The sequence below is a fragment of the Sutcliffiella horikoshii genome (assembly GCF_002157855.1).
Lineage (GTDB): Bacteria > Bacillota > Bacilli > Bacillales > Bacillaceae_I > Sutcliffiella_A > Sutcliffiella_A horikoshii_C.
Window position 1 is genome coordinate 721,517 of sequence record NZ_CP020880.1, and the last position, 16,627, is coordinate 738,143.

A 16,627-nucleotide genomic window follows, 5' to 3' on the forward strand; every position below is an offset into this window, starting at 1 on the left:
TGAATGGGTCTAGAGGGCTATCAAAAAGAGACGCGAGAGTGGTTGAATGGCCGGGAATAACCTTTGGAGTGTGAAAAAAGAACTAAAAGGGAGGAGGAGAGTTGGGGTTTTGAGAGTATAAGGGGTCTGACCCGCTGTGCGTTAATGCGTTAAAGCTACACAAAAAGGACTGCTTCAAAGTCTAGTATTTGGACTTCGAAGCAGCCTGTGATGGTGGTATTCAGTTTGGGTTAGTTGTTTTGGTGGAAGTATTTTTCTATTAATTTTTGTAGTGTAGTCCATTCCTGTTGGTTAGAGGAATGGATAGAGACGCTTTTGGTAACGGTTTCCAATGCGCTCTCTACTAGGAAACGCCTTGGTGGAGTGCTGTTTTTCCCGCTTAACTCCACCTGAATAAAGTCTAACAGCTCTGCTGATTTCTCATAATCGGCACTACCAGATAGATTCTTTTTCAAGTCGCTCACTGCATGCGCGATAGCATGTGGCAACGGCAGTTCTTTGTCTCCTTCATGTGGCACCCAACGCGCCATAGACTCTGCTTCTACCAGGACCTCCCCGGACTCCGCCACATCCTCCACGATCTTGACTAAGCGATTGACGCTGTATTGCACAACTCTATGAATGTCCAGTTTCTTGTCGTGGGTCATGGTGTAGTATCTGATGCCGTGATTCAGGATTCCAAGATACATAATGGCACAGTCCCAGAGGTATTCGCGTTTTTCTTCACCGAAGATCTCCAAGAATCGTTGATGCACCCAGCGCAGCATCCTTAGCTGACTCTTTTGGATGAAGTCCTTTAACTCTGAATCATTAATGAAGATGACTTCTTCAAAAAGAGAAATCAATTTATTTGCCCGATTAGTCTCCATTTGAAGTTCAAACTGTTTGATGAAAATGTTTATGTCGGAAGGGTCCTGTCCAATTAAGAGGTCGTTCCGCTCTTTTTCCATATTTTTATATAAAGTTTTAAATAACGCAATTAAAAGTTCGTTCTTAGAAGAAAAATAATTATATAAGGTTCCTTTGGCAATCCCGCTCTCATCCAGAATGTCCTGAATCGAAGTCGCTTGAAAGCCTTTTTCAATAAAAAGTTTATGAGCACATGTAAGAACATGCAGTTTACGATCCTTCATTTTATCACCTGACTAAAATAGACTAGTGGTACAAAAATAATAGTACACCAAAACATTTTTTTACACAAATAGCAAATTGACAAAGTTTTCAAGATTGAAAAATATGAACTGATGGTATAAAATTGGTGTAGATGTAATAGTAGTATAAAAAATGTACTGTTAGTATAAATGGAGGAGAAAGAATGCAGCAAGCAGCACCAAACACCACTATAAATCGTCCGCCATATGGTATTTTGGCCATTTTAATGATCGGCGCATTTATTGCTTTTTTAAATAATACATTATTGAATATTGCCCTGCCGTCCATTATGACGGAACTTCAAGTGGGGCCTTCTACCGTACAATGGCTGACAACCGGCTTCATGTTGGTCAACGGGGTATTGATTCCGACCACAGCTTTTCTAATTCAAAAGTATTCTGTGCGGAATTTGTTCATCGTCGCGATGGGTCTTTTTGCCGTTGGAACAGTGATGGCCGGTTTTGCACCGATTTTCGGGGTTCTTTTAGCAGGCAGAATGATGCAGGCATCCGGGTCGGCGATCTTAATGCCGTTATTGATGAATGTCATGCTGGTCAGCTTTCCAATTGAAAAGCGCGGAACCGCGATGGGGATATTTGGACTTATTTTGATGGGAGCACCTGCAATCGGGCCGACGCTTTCTGGTTGGCTGATTGAGCATTATGATTGGAGAATGCTATTTCATTTCGTTTCTCCGATTGCCGTCGGCGTTTTGCTTCTTGGGGTATTTTTGTTGAAAGATAGAAAAGAAAAACAGGATATTCGCTTGGATAGATTCTCTGTCGTTTTATCGAGTCTTGGGTTCGGTGGACTGCTATACGGTTTTAGTTCCGCAGGCGCCAAGGGTTGGGACAGTCCGCTTGTTTACGGTACGATTGCCATCGGAACGTTATCGTTAGTTTGGTTCATTTTACGTCAGCTTGGAAAAGAAAAACCGATGCTAAACTTCCGAATCTACCGTTATCCAATGTTCGCTTTATCATCTGCCATCTCCATGGTTATCACAATGGCGATGTTCTCCGGGATGATCTTGTTGCCAATTTATGTGCAGACGATCCGTGGAATTTCACCATTGGATGCAGGATTGTTGATGCTACCTGGTGCAATTGTGATGGCGTTGATGTCGCCCATCACAGGGAAGTTGTTTGATAAATACGGTGGACGCGCGCTCGCCATTACTGGTTTGGCGATTACGGTCGTAACCACATACTTCTTTAGTCAATTGACATTTGAAACAACTTACACACAATTATTGATTTTATATACGGTGCGGATGTTTGGGATGTCGATGGTGTTTATGCCGGTGTCCACAAACGGGTTAAATCAACTTCCAACTCGCTTCTATCCGCATGGTACCGCGATGAACAACACGCTTCAGCAAGTGTCCGGAGCGATTGGAACGGCGTTGCTTGTGACATTGATGTCTACTAGGGCGGAAAGTGTTGGCCGCGAACTTTCAGGTGATGCGATGGCCGCTTTGGGTGCAAATCCCTCCACCGAAGCCATTGCGGGTGTGCAGCAGCAAGTCATGATGCAAGGGATGTTAGAAGGAATCAATTTCGCCTTTTTCGTGTCCACGTTTATTGCGGTGGTTGCGCTTGTGTTGTCTTTCTTTATTAAGCGAGCGACACAGGCAGAGGATTCAGAGGCAGAAGTGGAGACGGCGCCGATGGGCGAACTCGCGGGTGCCGATGGTGAGCGCAAGGTGAAGACGAAATTGGTTGGGAATAATTAAACTGTGTGAGGGAAGTCCGCTTCTGCCTTTTAGGTGGGGGCGGATTTTTTTTTTGTGAATGGCGTGCGGAGGTGTGTGTAAATGATGTGTGTTTGTGTCGAATGGCATTTATATGGGGAAAAGTGGCTTATAAAATGAAAAGTTGGACTATAAAATGAAAACTTGGCTTATAAATCGCGAAAGTGGCTTATAAAATGAGGAGAAGCTACGTATCTGGTTTTTAATTCTAGTGTTTTTAAAGCATAATGGAAGTATGAGAAATTTTACTAGTGAGAGGAAGATACCTATGATAACGGAAGTAGCATTTTTCTATATAAATGAAGGAATGGAAGTGAGATTTGAAAAAGATTTTGCGGTAGTAGCCCAAGAAACAATCGCTCTTTCCAAAGGCTATATTGCCCATACTTTACATAAATGCATTGAGACAGAAGGGAAGTATATGGTGCAAGTTGAATGGGAAACCCTTGAGGACCATATGGAAGGCTTTGTGGGTTCTGACTTATTTAAGGAGTGGGTTAAGAAAATGGACCATTATTTCAAACCTAATATTTATATGGAGCATTTTCAATTAATAAAATAATTCGAAAGGGGTGCTAAAACTGAAGGGAGATAAAGAGGTTCAGTATCAAAATGAGGAGTATTATCATGTGTACCTATATGGATTTATGGCCATAGCTTTATTTTTGAATATCGTGTTTCATACTTTGTATCCGTTGCTTCCAAGAGAAAGTCATTCCAGTTATTACGATATGGGAGGTTTATCAGGCGCTACTTTTGTTATCTATTATTTTTTCTTCTTGGTGTTCGTCCTATTTGTAGGTGGTGCGGTTTATTGGGTGGTAAATATGTCAATAAAGAAATGGAATGTGTGGAATCCATTCCTCCATTTTATATTGTATTTTTTAATGGGGAGTTTTTCTGGTTTTCTTATTCCTATCTTTCCAACAACGAGCATGATATTCTCATCAGATAATATAAACACAACATTCAATCCCTATTATGTTTTTGGTGTGCTATTAGGGGGTGGGTTGTTTGTATTGAATAGAATCGTAGGTAAAAGAAAAATAAACACAACCTAAAAGGGGAGATGGATATGCCAAAATCTCCAGTTAATTATGATCAGAAACTTTACATCGAAACGACTGATATACAGATGGGTATTCACCGCTCTTTTACATATCATCGCTATGAGCCGACTCCATATGAAGCGCTTGACCGGCTGTTTGAAACATATTTGGTAGATTCCTGTGATCACGTGGTTGACTTTGGTTGTGGAAAAGGCAGGTTGAATTTTTACTTAGCGCATCAGTTTGGACCAAGGGTAACCGGAATTGAAATGAATGAGACATTTTACGAGGCTTGTTTGAAGAATTTGACCATGTATAAAGGTAAGGGAAGACAGAATATCATGTTTGAAAAGTGCTTGGCCGAAGAGTATAAAATACCTGAAACGGCCAATGTATTCTATTTTTTCAACCCGTTTACGGTAGATGTTTTCAGGAAAGTGGTGAGTAAAATTCTCTTATCTATAGAACAACATTATCGGCCGATAGAGATCGTGCTTTATTATCCGGCTCCTGACTTTGTGTTCTTCTTGGAAAATCATTCTATGTTTACTCTTAAGCTAGAGGTCCAGCTTGATGGGTTTGAGAAAAATGTGAATGAGCGATTTTTGGTGTATGAGTTGGGGCTGAGCTCGAGCTAAAACTGGTTTCATTTGCATGTTTGCTCGTTCGGCACGAACTCGGGGCATTTTGGCATGAACTCGCCCTCTTTCGCACGAACTTTTCGACTTTTGGCATCAACTTGTGTGTCCAGATCAAAAAGTCCGAAAAGACAATAAGAAAACCAGCCCCTTCACGTACAAAGTGGCTGGCAATAGTGAATTTTTCCTTATTCCTCTGAAAAAACATCTGAAATCACAGCATCCAACGCATCCAAATCCTCGCGACCGACCATTTTATACTTACATTTCCCACTGCGCAGATAACTGTAGATAATTTGCGCTTTATCGATTTCAAAGCGGCTTACTTCACGTGCCGAAGCAGGTCCGGCATCGGCCAGTTCACGCGAAAGCCGTGCGAAAATATCGTGACGTACTTCCTCACTCACACCGTTCCCACCGCCATAAACCTCACTAAACAACACATCCGTCCTCCTGATCACAAAGCATTTCACTCTGTTTTCATCCAATCTTTCCACCACGAGCATTAAGTGATTTCCTTCCGTAAAGTCCATCACATCTTCTTTTTGCAAGAGTGCCTGCAAGGATTGAATGCAGTTGCGGTATTTGGCTGCACGTTCAAAATCCAGGTCGGCAGCAAGCTGGTTCATCTCCCGCTGCATGTCTTCGAGCAACTCTGCACTTTCCCCATTAAGCAAGGCGATGAGCTGTTCCACACTGGCATTGTATTCTCCGACCGCTTTGCCGCCAAGACAGATGCCGCGGCAAAGACCAAGGGAATAATTTAGGCAAGGAGATCCGTTGATGGCGGGGTTAGAGCAGTTTAGTCGGTACACATCTTTCAATCCTCGTATCGCAAAGCTGACTGTTTTTCTGCTTGTATAGGGGCCAAAGCTCCAGCCGCCGCCGCCGCGCAAGGGCTGGGTGGATGGACGGAGGCGATAGAGCTTGCCGACTTTTCGAATCGTTAAATAGAGGAAGGCCTCTGGTGTTTTCATTTGTCGGTTGTATTGTGGGCGGATTTCTTGGATAAGCTGCCATTCGAGCAGTAGGGCTTCGAATTCCGTATCCGTCTCGATGATCTCTAAATCTCTTATATGTTTGACGAGTTTTCGGATCTTGTTTGAGTGATTGGATGACTCCCTGAAGTAGGACTGAACTCGCTGACGAAGGCGTTTTGATTTTCCGACATAGATGACTTGGCCAATAGAGTCTTTCATAAGATAAACGCCTGGTGTTGCAGGGATTTCTTTTATTTTTTGTACGAGACTCATGACCAATCACCTCTCTCAAATAGCAACAACCTTTTAGAAAAGAGTTCTCTAGGAAGATAGTTCTATGTTTAAATTTTCGAAACCTTACAAAAACGTGTATGTTCATGTAGAATTAGAAGTGTCATTACTTAATAGATTACCAAAGAAAATAGGAAACTAACAAGAAATTAGAGGGGGTCATTCAATTGAGCAGGGAAACATGGAAAAAGGTATTTAGTACGATTCCAGATGTGGAATTGGTGGAGTTAGCGGACTTTTGGTCGATACAGGTAAAAGGTTTTCGCCAAATAAATCAGGAAAATATAAAACACGCAAGGGCGATGGTCATCACAGAGGCATTGAAACCGCGAAATCTGAAAATGATTAAAGCTTATTACACGATAAACGATGACGAAACAGATGAACCGGCAGACAAAGGAGAAGAGATTACGCTGGATGCATTGATTGAGATATATGAAGAAGGGAAAGAGTTGCATCTGATCCTTGGAGGCTTGTATGCGAGCGAAGAGGAGAAGTTTGAAAAGCTTGCGTTGGAGCTGGAAGAGGCGTTGCTAGAAAAATATAAGGTGGATGATTTAAGTAGTCTTGTAGACAGCAAGGAAAAAAAGGAAGATGAGGTCCCGCAGGAAAAAGGGGAGTCCAAGTCCACATCGGAGTGGGAGAAAAAATGGAATAAATCGGAAGACAAGAATAAGGATCTGCGTGCGAAAATAGGGGAGTGGGAGAAAAAGTACTCTCAGTTAAAGCAGCAATCTAAGGAAGAGAAACAATCGGCATTGAGCGAGAAGTTTAAACTGCAACAGGAACTTGGTACAGAACGGGCGCAACACAGGGAAACCGTGGAGAATAACAAGAAGACTGCCGATGAAAACGAAACGCTGAAAGAGGAAGTGGCAAAGTTGAAGGGGGAGATTTCTCACTTGAACGCGATGTTGCTTCATCAACAGCAAGAAGTGGCCGCAACAGCAGCTAAGGTAGATGAAAAACAACCAGCTATAACGGATCAAAAGGAAGTCGTCTTGGTGGGTGATCCAAAGAATAAATTAACAGAAAATTCAGCAAAACATACCATTCGTGTATTAGAACTGAAGGATGTTCCAGAAGCACTTGAATCGGATTGGCTTGAAAAGTGTGATGAGGTTTGGATGATGACGTATTTAGTGCCGCCACAGGTGAGACGGAAAATAAAACGAACGGTGCAGAAAAGTATAAAAGAATTTAGCGATTTCCCGACAATGAAACGTTATATAGAGAAAGGTTGAGAGAGATGAATAAGGTTTGGGAGAATGACTTAGTTGGTGTGCTGGCAGATGTGGATCAAAGTGAGCTACTTTACAGGGACTCCATTTTAATAAATAAGCAGGACAGTCTCCAGTTTTTTGTCCGAATCATTTCACAGCCTGCCGAAAGCTTTCCGAATGTCAAAGCGGTAACAGGATTCTATTCGGATTTGGAGAAATGGGGATTTGAAGATGATTATTTGCAGCCGGAATTTATTCGGAAAGAAAAATTACGCGAATGGTTGGATGATCGGCTGTTAATTTTCAAGGTGGAAAAACGCATTCGTTACAATCATGAAGAAGTGTATAACATGTTCGGTGTGAGGGTGATGCCAAAGCTGCCAAGTTATGAAAAAGATTTGAAGCTGATTCCTGTTCCTATTTTCAGCAAAAAAGTAAATGGGATGGAGCAGGTTGAATTCATTTCAAGGCTTGTAGAGAAGAAATTTGTCGGCCGCATTGCAGAAGTGTCGCATGAGACGAATGATACCCCTCCGATTGTGCTTTGGAAGGAAGAAACGGAAGAGGATGAACAATTTACCGTGTACGGCGTGTTTGAAAAACATCAATATGCGCATGGTGGTTTCAACTTTGAATTGCGGGATGAGTTGAAAGGGTTGGACTTGGAGGAAGAGTGGCTTGATGAGTGCTACCTCACGGATGAAAGTCCAAATGTTGCATTTTTGCCAATTGGGTTTTATCAAGAGTTATTGAATCGTTTAGAAGAACAAGAGGTGGTACAGGTATCTAGCGAGTTTGCTAGAGAAAATTACCCGCAAGAGACGGGGAGCGGGTCAGCTTCCTTAGAGCAGCAAGCCTCACCGGACATTCAAAGCAGCAGGCAAGAAGTTGCCGTTACGGTGATGGAAAAGCCGACAAGCGAAAATAATGTATTGGCAACAAAGGAAAACGAAAAGGAACAGGAGTTTTTGGAGCTTCTATACAGTCATACGCAGGATGCCGGACTCATCTATCGAAAAGAAAACTTGATTAATTTTCATACTTCCATGAAGTCATCCTCACTTGTGATCTTGTCAGGGATGAGCGGAACGGGGAAAACGAAGCTGGTGGAGTTGTACAGTCAGTCACTCGGGTTAAAAGGAGAGCAGCTTACAGTCATTCCGGTAAGTCCGTCCTGGACGTCGGATTCTGATCTAATCGGTTATGCGGACACGCTGAATATGGTGTACCGTCCTGGGGATTCCGGGCTGATTAATGCCCTTCGAAAAGCGGAAGATGATAAGGATAAGCTTTATATTATCTGCTTTGATGAGATGAATCTGGCAAGGGTGGAGCATTATTTTTCTCAGTTTTTATCGATTTTGGAAATGGATCATGGGAAGCGTGTGTTGAGACTGTATAACGATGATTTAGAGAGCAGGTTGTATAATTCCGCTCAATATCCGCCGACCATTGTAATCCGCGAGAACGTCTTGTTTGTCGGAACCGTCAATATGGATGAGTCGACTTATCACTTTTCCGATAAGGTGTTGGACCGGGCAAATGTGTTGTCTCTTGATGTGATGCCATTCACGGAGATGAAACAGCTTCCAGAGAAGAAAAAAGGAATGGTCGCGCGGGCCGATGAAGTCGATTATGACACGTTTGAATCTTTTCAATATAAAAATAGAAGTTTATGCCTTCAAGATGATGAACTTGCATTGTTATGGGAGATTCATCAAATGATGCAGAATGTGAACAAGCAGGTGGGGGTAGGTCCGCGGATTGTGAAGCAGATTAATCAGTATTTGGGCAATCTTCCGGTGCAGGACTATATTTTACGGGAGGATGCCTTTGATCTCCAAGTTGTCCAGCGTGTTCTGACGAAGGTGAGAGGGTCTGAAGATCAGCTAAGGGATTTGCTTGGCCGCTATAACCGGGAAAAGGATACCGTGGAAGGTAGTTCGATTATTCGGTTATTTGACCGCTATACAAGTGTTTCGATTTTCAAGGAAAGCAGAAATGTCATCAAACAAAAAGCGAAAGAGCTGAAATATAATGGATACACCATGTAGCACGCAGCCTTTTTCGGTTATTTTTACACATGTTTTTCAAAATGGATCTCGGGAGGATACCGAGGTTCAAAGCTTTGTCGAGCATCTCTCAGATTGGGATGAAAGCGTACATGTCTACACGGCGATTCGGGAGAATGTGAACCTTGAGCTGCGGTTTCGATGTGAGGATCAGGGTGCAAGATGTTATATGGACGGATTTGATGGGCTAGGGGATAACAGATTGTTGGTTGATCAGGAGTCAGAGGAGAATTATCTTGGTTGCAATGGCCATGTAACACTCTTCAGGCATTCTACTTCTGATAATTATTATCCCTATATTCCCGGTCTGTACAGCTTGAGGGTGGAAACGTCAGATGGGAGGACGTTTTATACGCTCGTAAAGGTTATTTCGAACAGACTTTTTGACGATCAGCTTGCAACGATGCGCTCTGATGTAGAAGGAAAACTAAAGGGTGTTGCCCTCGACGTCATCCGCAAACAGCATAGCCCGAAGAGTTTAGCGGCCTTGCGGATTGATCCGGTATTGTTTCGTCAGTACCAGGTGCTGCAGCATTATTTTGCGGATATATACGCCATTGTTTCTGATCTAGCCAAAAAGGTGCGGTCGTCGGTCGCGAAGGAATACCAGATGCAACCAGCTGAAATGCCGGCGCATGTAGATGTTGTGTCCATTCAGCATCGACTGAAACGGCCAGACACGATGAATCTGGTGAAATCGGTGCATAAACGCATTAATTATGACCTGCCGGAAAATCAGATGTTGAAGGCGATTTTGGAAAAATGGAACAGGTTGTTGCATGAGTTTGTGGCTTGTATGGACACGACCATTAAAGGGTTATCGAGTCGTAAGGATTATTCCTTCTCCATTTCTCTTCCATTAGAGAGGAAACGGCGCCTTGTGGAGGAGTTAAAGGAGTATCGTGGAAAAGCGATGCGCATGAGTGGCGCGTTAAGTCTGGTTAAATCCAGCCATTGGTATCGGGAGGTGTCTTATAAAAAGGCACTTGCGGTTCCGACGGTCATGTTTGTGGATGTAAGGTACCGAAAGCTTTATCAAATCGACCAGGCTCTTCAAGGGGATGAGATTCCCGTTCACACAGGGCTTGGACAGCAGTGGAAACGAACCGATCAGTTATATGAGATTTGGGGTTGGCTGCAGGTGGTGGATGTGTTTGGCGAGATGGGCAGTGGTGAGGACGGGCAACGTGGCAGCTTCGAGATAACTAGTAAGCCTGTTGCAAAGGATAATATGATTCAGTATAGGTTTGGCGATATCTCACTGCATATTACCTATGACGGAACCATCCCAAGCCATCCAGAAGCAACGGATAAATGGACGGTACCTGTGTATACGACTGGTACAAATAATAACCCGGATGTACGGATGGATCTGTTCTTGCGGGAGATCTATATTGGCACCATTATGATTGACATGAAGTATCGCAAGCGTCATGCGCTGACAGATTCAATGAGGCAGCTGACAAGCTATGCCGATAATGTCAGGTCTCCGTATATCTATGGGAAAAAGCGATGGCAGAAGTATCGTCCGGTGCACCAGGTGCTTGTGTTATATCCGGAAAAGCATGGTGGAATTGAAGTGGAGGAGCTGGACGGGAAAAGTATTAGTCTTGTCCCATTGACGCCTGCAGAAGATCAGACTGTTTTCCAAGAGACATTACGGTGGCTTGTGGCGGAAATGCTGTTGGAGGCAGAGGAAGAAGGGATACAGTAGAGTAGAACAACAGGTATATTGGCAAAGCTCCCGTTTTGGGGGAGCTTTGTTTTTTGTTTTGGAGGGCTAAAATGGATATATTGCATTTACAATGGATATATGACTTTTATGATGGATATATTGTTTTTACAATGGATATATCCCCGCTTACAATGGATAAGTCCAATCAGCTTGTTACAAATCGAACTTACCCTACTACCGTATCGCCGGCACTTTAATTTTCACGGTAAATTCCTCGTTTTTACACACAAAATCCAAGAAACCTTGGTGATCCTCGACGATATCCTTGATTATTTTCGTACCTAACCCTTCGTGATCCACGCCCTTAGTTGTATGTCCATAAGTAGCGAACAAGGAGTCCAACACGTCAACCGGTACAGGCAAGGTGTTATTTTTGCAGATTAGCATATACAGGCCGCTGCGTTTATAAAACTGTAAGGTCAATATTGCCTGCTCCCCGCACTCACGCTGCCATTCTTCGCATGCATCTAAACTATTGCTTAACATATTTCCAAGTAGAGCAACGATCTTCTGGTCGCCAATAGGCAATGTAGACAAAGGCAAGTCTAAATCATATACCATACTAATTCCTGAAGCTTTTCCACGCCGATACATTTGATGAAGAACGCCAGCGACTACTCCGCGCTCTCCTCTAATGGAATAGTTTGTTTCTTCATAGTTTTCCACTAGATCATCGAGATACAATTTAGCCTCTTCTGCCTTACGGTTCTCAAGCATAAAGTGGACGGCAGATACGTGCTTGAGGAAATCATGGCGCTCGCTGCGGACGATCCGGAACGTTTCATTGATATGAGCTCGTTGCTCTTCGTGTTGAGCAAGGTCCCGGTGCAATCTAGTAAAATAGTGACCAATCGATATCCGGACGTATTCGCATGCAATTAATGCGATTAGTGGTCCTACCGCCAACCATGCAGGAAGGTTCACCCCTAAAGCAACCGCCACCACGATAACTTGCACACACCAAAGCCCGCTGTTGGCTTTCCAATCTAAACCTTCCATCTCAACTGCTATTTTTCTATGAAAATAAAATGAAAGAGCTGCGGCAACCACTAAACTAACATAAAACGCAATCCACTCTTCTAAAAGAGCATGCATATGTAAAAATAAGAGCGCCCCCAGCGCCACCCAGTAAATAAAGGAAGTCTTCAACACTAATCCATCCTCTTTTTAGAAATAGTTCTCTTGCAGAAAGTCCACTTTATCTTTTGTGATCATTGCCTGTTCCTCCATGCCTTCAAACGTTACGATGTATGAGTTCTTCGCATAGAGGGAGAAGTTTTTCACGTGATGAATGTTAATGATGAAAGAACGGTGGGAGCGGAGAAAGTCTCGCTCGCGCAGTTCTCCTTCTAGTTCATTTAATGTTTGGTAGGTTTTGATAGGGCCGCCTTTTGTGTAGATGGTGGTGGAGCGGCCAGATCTTTCAATAAAAACAATGTCCTTTTTTTGAACGATGTGGATGTCGTTTTTTTGTTTAAGATAGAGTCTGCCGGCGATCTCGGCAGACTTGGATTTTTCCAATAATCTTTCTATGCTTTTCACCAGACGGTCTTTTGGATAGGGCTTCATGATGTAGTCGTGCACGTTCAATTCGAAGGCGTGGACGGCATAACCACTGCTGCCAGTGACAAATATAACTGCGATATTCAATGCGTGTGAGTGGATGATGTCTGCTAGTTCATAGCCGGAAAGGTTTGGCATTTCAATATCTGCAATCAAAAGGTCCACGGCTTCTTTTTTTATATAATCATAGGCTTCTTCGGCAGATTGAGTAGAGAAGACGATCTCCACATTCGGAACGGCTGCCACAATTCCATTTAGTTTGTCCAAATCTATGTATCTGTCATCTACAAGACCAACTCGCATTGTTTTACCCTCACCTTGATGATATTAGTACATCCCATTTTCATGATAATTATCTTTATTTTACCATCAAAAATGTAGAAATGGTTATTTTCGCGACATCAAACGGAATATTCACGACATATCTAGAGATTCATAACAAAATAGTTTGTATGATGAAAACAAGAAATCAAACAGAAGAGGTGAAAGAAACATGATTGAAATTAATCAAGTAACAAAGAAATTTCAAGATAAAAAGGCGTATGTGACGGCGCTTAAGCATGTAACATTTACGGTGAATAAAGGGCAGGTAGTCGGTTTGCTAGGGGAGAACGGTGCGGGAAAGACGACTTTATTAAGATCTATTGCAACGTTATTAACTCCGACAGAAGGGTCCATCAGTGTGGCGGGTTTTGATACCGTAAAAAATTCAGACTCTATTAAAAGAAAAATCGGAGTACTGTTCGGGGGGGAAACGGGCTTGTATGACCGACTGACTGCTCGTGAGAACCTGGAGTACTTTGCGGCCTTATACGGAATGAGCAAGCATGAGACAAAGGTGCGGATTGAGGATTTGGCGAAAATGTTCGGGATGAAAGATTACTTGAATCGGAAGGTCGGCGGCTTTTCGAAAGGAATGCGTCAAAAGGTGGCAATAGCCCGCACGTTGATTCACAATCCGGATATCATTTTGTTCGATGAGCCAACAACGGGTTTGGATATAACGTCTTCTAATGTATTCCGCCAGCTTGTCCATCAGTTGAAGCATGATGGAAAAACAATCATTTTCTCTAGCCACATCATGGAAGAAGTGAGCTTGCTGTGCGATACGGTGGCAATGATGCATAAAGGAGAACTTGTCCACCATGGCTCTTTGGAAGCCTTATATAAATCAGAAGGTTCTCGTGACCTTAACTATATTTTCATGAGTAAACTTGTAAGGGGGAACGAAGACTATGCTTCGTAAAATATACTTTAAAGAAATGAAAGATTCATTCCGAGATAGAAGGACACTATTATTGACCGTTTTATTGCCGATTGTGATGATGACAGGACTTGTATTATTTTACGAAAGCATGTTGTCAGATGGGGAAGGGGAAACTTATACCCTAGCTGTGAATGAAGAGTTTGGTGCAGAGGAAGAAGCTTTGTTTGCTGGAGTGGAAAATATTGAATTTTTAAAAGCGGAAGATCCAGAAGCGTTGTTGGAAGAAGGAGAAGCGCAGGCTGTATTGATTATAGAAAACGGATTTTTTGGAAAAGTTGAAAATGGCGAAGCGACTGTTGTGACACTTATAGGTAATTCTTTTAGTCAAAGCTCTTCCATGCTAATGGGGGAGGTCACTAGTGTTCTTGGAGCCTATGAAAAATTGGTGATTGCAGATCGACTAGAAGCAGAAGGTACGCCTCAGGAGCTTGTTCAACCATTTACGATTGAGCAGAAGGAACTGACAGAGGAGACAGCAGGTGTAAACATGGTTGCCATGCTTGTACCGTTAATTTTAGCTTTAGCGATTGGAATTGGAGCAGGCCCTTCAGCCTCTGATTTGTTTGCGGGAGAAAAAGAGAAGAAAACGATGGAAGCGTTATTGATGACACCAGTAAACCGAATGACTTTGTTACTTGCTAAATGGTTAACTATTTCAACGATTGGTGCACTGACTGGTATTGTCACGTTGATTGTAGTTGCGCTGGAAATCACCTTCTTAACGGAAAATATGAAAAATGCCATTTCGTTTGGTGAAAATGTTTACTTAGTGGTCGGATTTGCAATCTTCGTATCGGTTGTCTATGCCATGTTCATTGCTACGTTGCAAATGATCACAAGCATCATGGGTAAAACAGTAAAAGAATCACAAAGCTATAGCACCCCAATTATGATGATCGCCGTGTTCCCAATCATGATTATCTCTGGTATTGGAATCAATGAACTATCATTTGAACACTTTGCGATACCAATCATGAACATCTTCACCGTACTAAAAGAACTAAGCTTCGGCATCATCAACTACGAACACCTCGCCATCATGATCGGCAGCAACCTAACCTGCATCATCGTCGCATTTGTGATCGCTAGGATTATGTTCTTGAAGGACAAATGGGTGATGAACTGAAAAAGGGGTCTGACCCGCTGTGCGTTAATGCGTTAAAGAGGGGCCAGACCCCTCTTTATTTTTGCTTATTTTAATTATGTCAACAATACATTTGCCAAATGGGTCTTTAGTAACAATGGATTGTTTGGTGAAACCGCTTTATCATAAAGTTAAGCAAGAATTATATGATAAGGGGGCAGGATAATGAGCTCTGAGACAAAATCATCTTCTAACTTCAAAGTGAAAATACAGCGTTTTGGAAGTCATCTTAGTGGAATGATCATGCCTAATATTGGGGCGTTCATCGCATGGGGACTTATCACGGCATTATTTATACCTACTGGCTGGTGGCCAAATGAGGAATTAGCGACACTTGTCGGTCCAATGATTACGTTCTTATTGCCGATTTTGATCGGTTTTACTGGGGGGCGCCTAGTTTATGACCTTCGCGGTGGGGTTGTTGGTGCAACTGCGACCATGGGGGTTATCGTCGGAGCGGATATTCCGATGTTCCTTGGTGCGATGGTAATGGGACCGCTTGGTGGATATGCCATCAAGAAGTTTGACCAGGCAATTGATGGAAAGGTAAGACAAGGATTTGAAATGCTTGTAAACAACTTTTCTGCCGGGATTATTGCCGGGATCCTTACGATCATTGGTTTCAAAGGAATCGGTCCGATTGTCTTAACATTGAATAAGACGCTTGCGGCCGGGGTGGAAACACTAGTACAAGCGAACCTGCTTCCACTTGCAAGTATTATCATCGAGCCTGCGAAGGTACTATTCTTGAACAATGCGATCAACCATGGAATCTTAGGGCCGATTGGAATTGAGCAGGCCGCACGTGAAGGTATGTCAATCTTATTCCTTCTTGAAGCGAACCCTGGACCGGGTCTTGGAATCTTGTTGGCATTTGTTTTCTTTGGAAAAGGAATGGCTAAACAATCTGCATCTGGTGCAACCGTTATCCATTTCTTTGGTGGAATTCATGAAATTTACTTTCCATATATCCTGATGAAGCCTGCACTTATCTTGGCAGCAATCGGTGGGGGAGTAGCTGGTGTGTTCACACTTCTACTGTTTAACGGAGGGTTGGTTGCCGCACCATCACCCGGTAGTATTTTTGCAATCGTAGCAATGGCGCCAAGAGGTGGGTTCCTTGCAGTCATGGCTGGTGTCCTTGTAGCTACTACGGTTTCCTTCTTGATTGCATCTGTCATCTTAAAAGGTTCTAAATCGACAGATGACGATTTGACAAAAGCAACAGAAAAGACGTCTGCACTAAAAGGGAAAGAAAGCAGAGCGAGTGCTCTTGTAGCTAAAGAAGAGGAAGCTCCTGTGGAAGAAAAAGAAGTAAACAAAATCATCTTTGCATGTGATGCAGGAATGGGTTCAAGTGCAATGGGTGCATCCATCATGAAAAATAAAGTGAAAAAAGCTGGACTGTCGATTGATGTGACTAACTCCTCTATCAGTAATATTCCAATGGATGCAGACATCGTCATCACACACAAAGATTTAACAGACCGAGCAAAAGCAAAGCATCCAAATGCGACTCATATTTCTGTGGAAAATTTCCTGAACAGTCCTAAATATGATGAGCTAATTGAAAACCTAAAATAATAAAATAATCATAAAAAAGAAGGAAAAGAGCAATGACTCTCTCCTTCTTTTTTTATAGGGTTGGAATGTTAAATGGATGTCATTATTAACTTTTGTCAACAACGAACCTGACGAATTCTTATTTTCCTTTTATTGAATCAATAAAAAAGGTGATTTATGATGAAGCTATAAACATA

Annotated in this window: 15 protein-coding genes; 11 read left to right on the forward strand and 4 right to left on the reverse strand. The window is 42.6% G+C overall.

Annotated features, from left to right (window positions below):
- Positions 1 to 230 precede the first annotated feature (230 nt).
- Entirely contained in the window at positions 231 to 1,133 is a 903-nt protein-coding gene (locus tag B4U37_RS03905; protein WP_088017169.1) for a TetR/AcrR family transcriptional regulator, read from the reverse strand.
- Positions 1,134 to 1,315: 182 nt separating this feature from the next.
- Here B4U37_RS03905 and B4U37_RS03910 point away from each other — a divergent pair, with 182 nt between their 5' ends.
- From B4U37_RS03910 to B4U37_RS03925, 4 genes are all read left to right on the forward strand, one after another.
- Positions 1,316 to 2,887, forward strand: coding sequence for a DHA2 family efflux MFS transporter permease subunit (locus B4U37_RS03910; protein WP_088017170.1), 1,572 nt, complete (start codon positions 1,316 to 1,318; stop codon positions 2,885 to 2,887).
- 286 nt (positions 2,888 to 3,173) lie between these two features.
- A complete protein-coding gene (locus B4U37_RS03915) occupies positions 3,174 to 3,467 on the forward strand; it encodes an antibiotic biosynthesis monooxygenase family protein (protein WP_157663705.1) in 294 nt (97 codons plus the stop codon).
- Between the two features lie 10 nt (positions 3,468 to 3,477).
- Positions 3,478 to 3,966 (forward strand): hypothetical protein, encoded by a 489-nt coding sequence (locus B4U37_RS22175; protein WP_187442443.1) that lies wholly within the window; start codon positions 3,478 to 3,480, stop codon positions 3,964 to 3,966.
- A gap of 14 nt (positions 3,967 to 3,980) precedes the next feature.
- On the forward strand, positions 3,981 to 4,592 hold the full coding sequence (locus tag B4U37_RS03925; protein ID WP_088017173.1) for a methyltransferase: 612 nt from the start codon (positions 3,981 to 3,983) through the stop codon (positions 4,590 to 4,592).
- 188 nt (positions 4,593 to 4,780) lie between these two features.
- Here B4U37_RS03925 and B4U37_RS03930 read toward each other — a convergent pair whose 3' ends face one another.
- A complete protein-coding gene (locus tag B4U37_RS03930) occupies positions 4,781 to 5,845 on the reverse strand; it encodes a GIY-YIG nuclease family protein (RefSeq protein ID WP_088017174.1) in 1,065 nt (354 codons plus the stop codon).
- Between the two features lie 185 nt (positions 5,846 to 6,030).
- On the opposite strand from B4U37_RS03930, the gene B4U37_RS03935 reads away from it, so the two are divergent.
- The 4 genes from B4U37_RS03935 to B4U37_RS21830 all read left to right on the forward strand — a co-directional run bounded on the left by B4U37_RS03935 (position 6,031) and on the right by B4U37_RS21830 (position 11,090).
- On the forward strand, positions 6,031 to 7,107 hold the full coding sequence (locus tag B4U37_RS03935) for a hypothetical protein (RefSeq protein WP_088017175.1): 1,077 nt from the start codon (positions 6,031 to 6,033) through the stop codon (positions 7,105 to 7,107).
- Positions 7,108 to 7,112: 5 nt separating this feature from the next.
- Entirely contained in the window at positions 7,113 to 9,140 is a 2,028-nt protein-coding gene (locus tag B4U37_RS03940; RefSeq protein WP_088017176.1) for an McrB family protein, read from the forward strand.
- Complete coding sequence (locus B4U37_RS03945; RefSeq protein ID WP_088017177.1) at positions 9,124 to 10,872, forward strand: DUF2357 domain-containing protein; 1,749 nt, start codon at positions 9,124 to 9,126, stop codon at positions 10,870 to 10,872. Before B4U37_RS03940 ends, B4U37_RS03945 begins: the two co-directional genes overlap by 17 nt.
- Before the next feature lie 71 nt (positions 10,873 to 10,943).
- Positions 10,944 to 11,090 carry a hypothetical protein gene (locus tag B4U37_RS21830; protein ID WP_157663707.1) on the forward strand — a complete coding sequence of 49 codons (147 nt, stop codon included), beginning with the start codon at positions 10,944 to 10,946 and terminating at the stop codon, positions 11,088 to 11,090.
- Here the strand turns inward: B4U37_RS21830 and B4U37_RS03950 are convergent.
- Positions 11,068 to 12,042, reverse strand: a complete 975-nt coding sequence (locus B4U37_RS03950) for a sensor histidine kinase (protein ID WP_245840054.1) — start codon at positions 12,040 to 12,042, stop codon at positions 11,068 to 11,070. The two genes, B4U37_RS21830 and B4U37_RS03950, sit on opposite strands and share 23 nt — an antisense overlap.
- A gap of 18 nt (positions 12,043 to 12,060) precedes the next feature.
- Positions 12,061 to 12,759, reverse strand: coding sequence for a LytR/AlgR family response regulator transcription factor (locus B4U37_RS03955; protein WP_010199180.1), 699 nt, complete (start codon positions 12,757 to 12,759; stop codon positions 12,061 to 12,063).
- A 190-nt stretch (positions 12,760 to 12,949) separates the two neighbouring features.
- On the opposite strand from B4U37_RS03955, the gene B4U37_RS03965 reads away from it, so the two are divergent.
- From B4U37_RS03965 to B4U37_RS03975, 3 genes are all read left to right on the forward strand, one after another.
- A complete protein-coding gene (locus B4U37_RS03965; RefSeq protein WP_088017179.1) occupies positions 12,950 to 13,702 on the forward strand; it encodes an ABC transporter ATP-binding protein in 753 nt (250 codons plus the stop codon).
- The gene (locus tag B4U37_RS03970) at positions 13,692 to 14,849 is read left to right on the forward strand and encodes an ABC transporter permease (protein ID WP_088017180.1); all 1,158 of its coding nucleotides are present in this window, start codon (positions 13,692 to 13,694) and stop codon (positions 14,847 to 14,849) included. The genes B4U37_RS03965 and B4U37_RS03970 overlap by 11 nt, the downstream gene beginning before the upstream one ends.
- Before the next feature lie 183 nt (positions 14,850 to 15,032).
- Positions 15,033 to 16,451, forward strand: coding sequence for a PTS mannitol transporter subunit IIBC (locus B4U37_RS03975; RefSeq protein ID WP_088017181.1), 1,419 nt, complete (start codon positions 15,033 to 15,035; stop codon positions 16,449 to 16,451).
- Positions 16,452 to 16,627 lie beyond the last annotated feature (176 nt).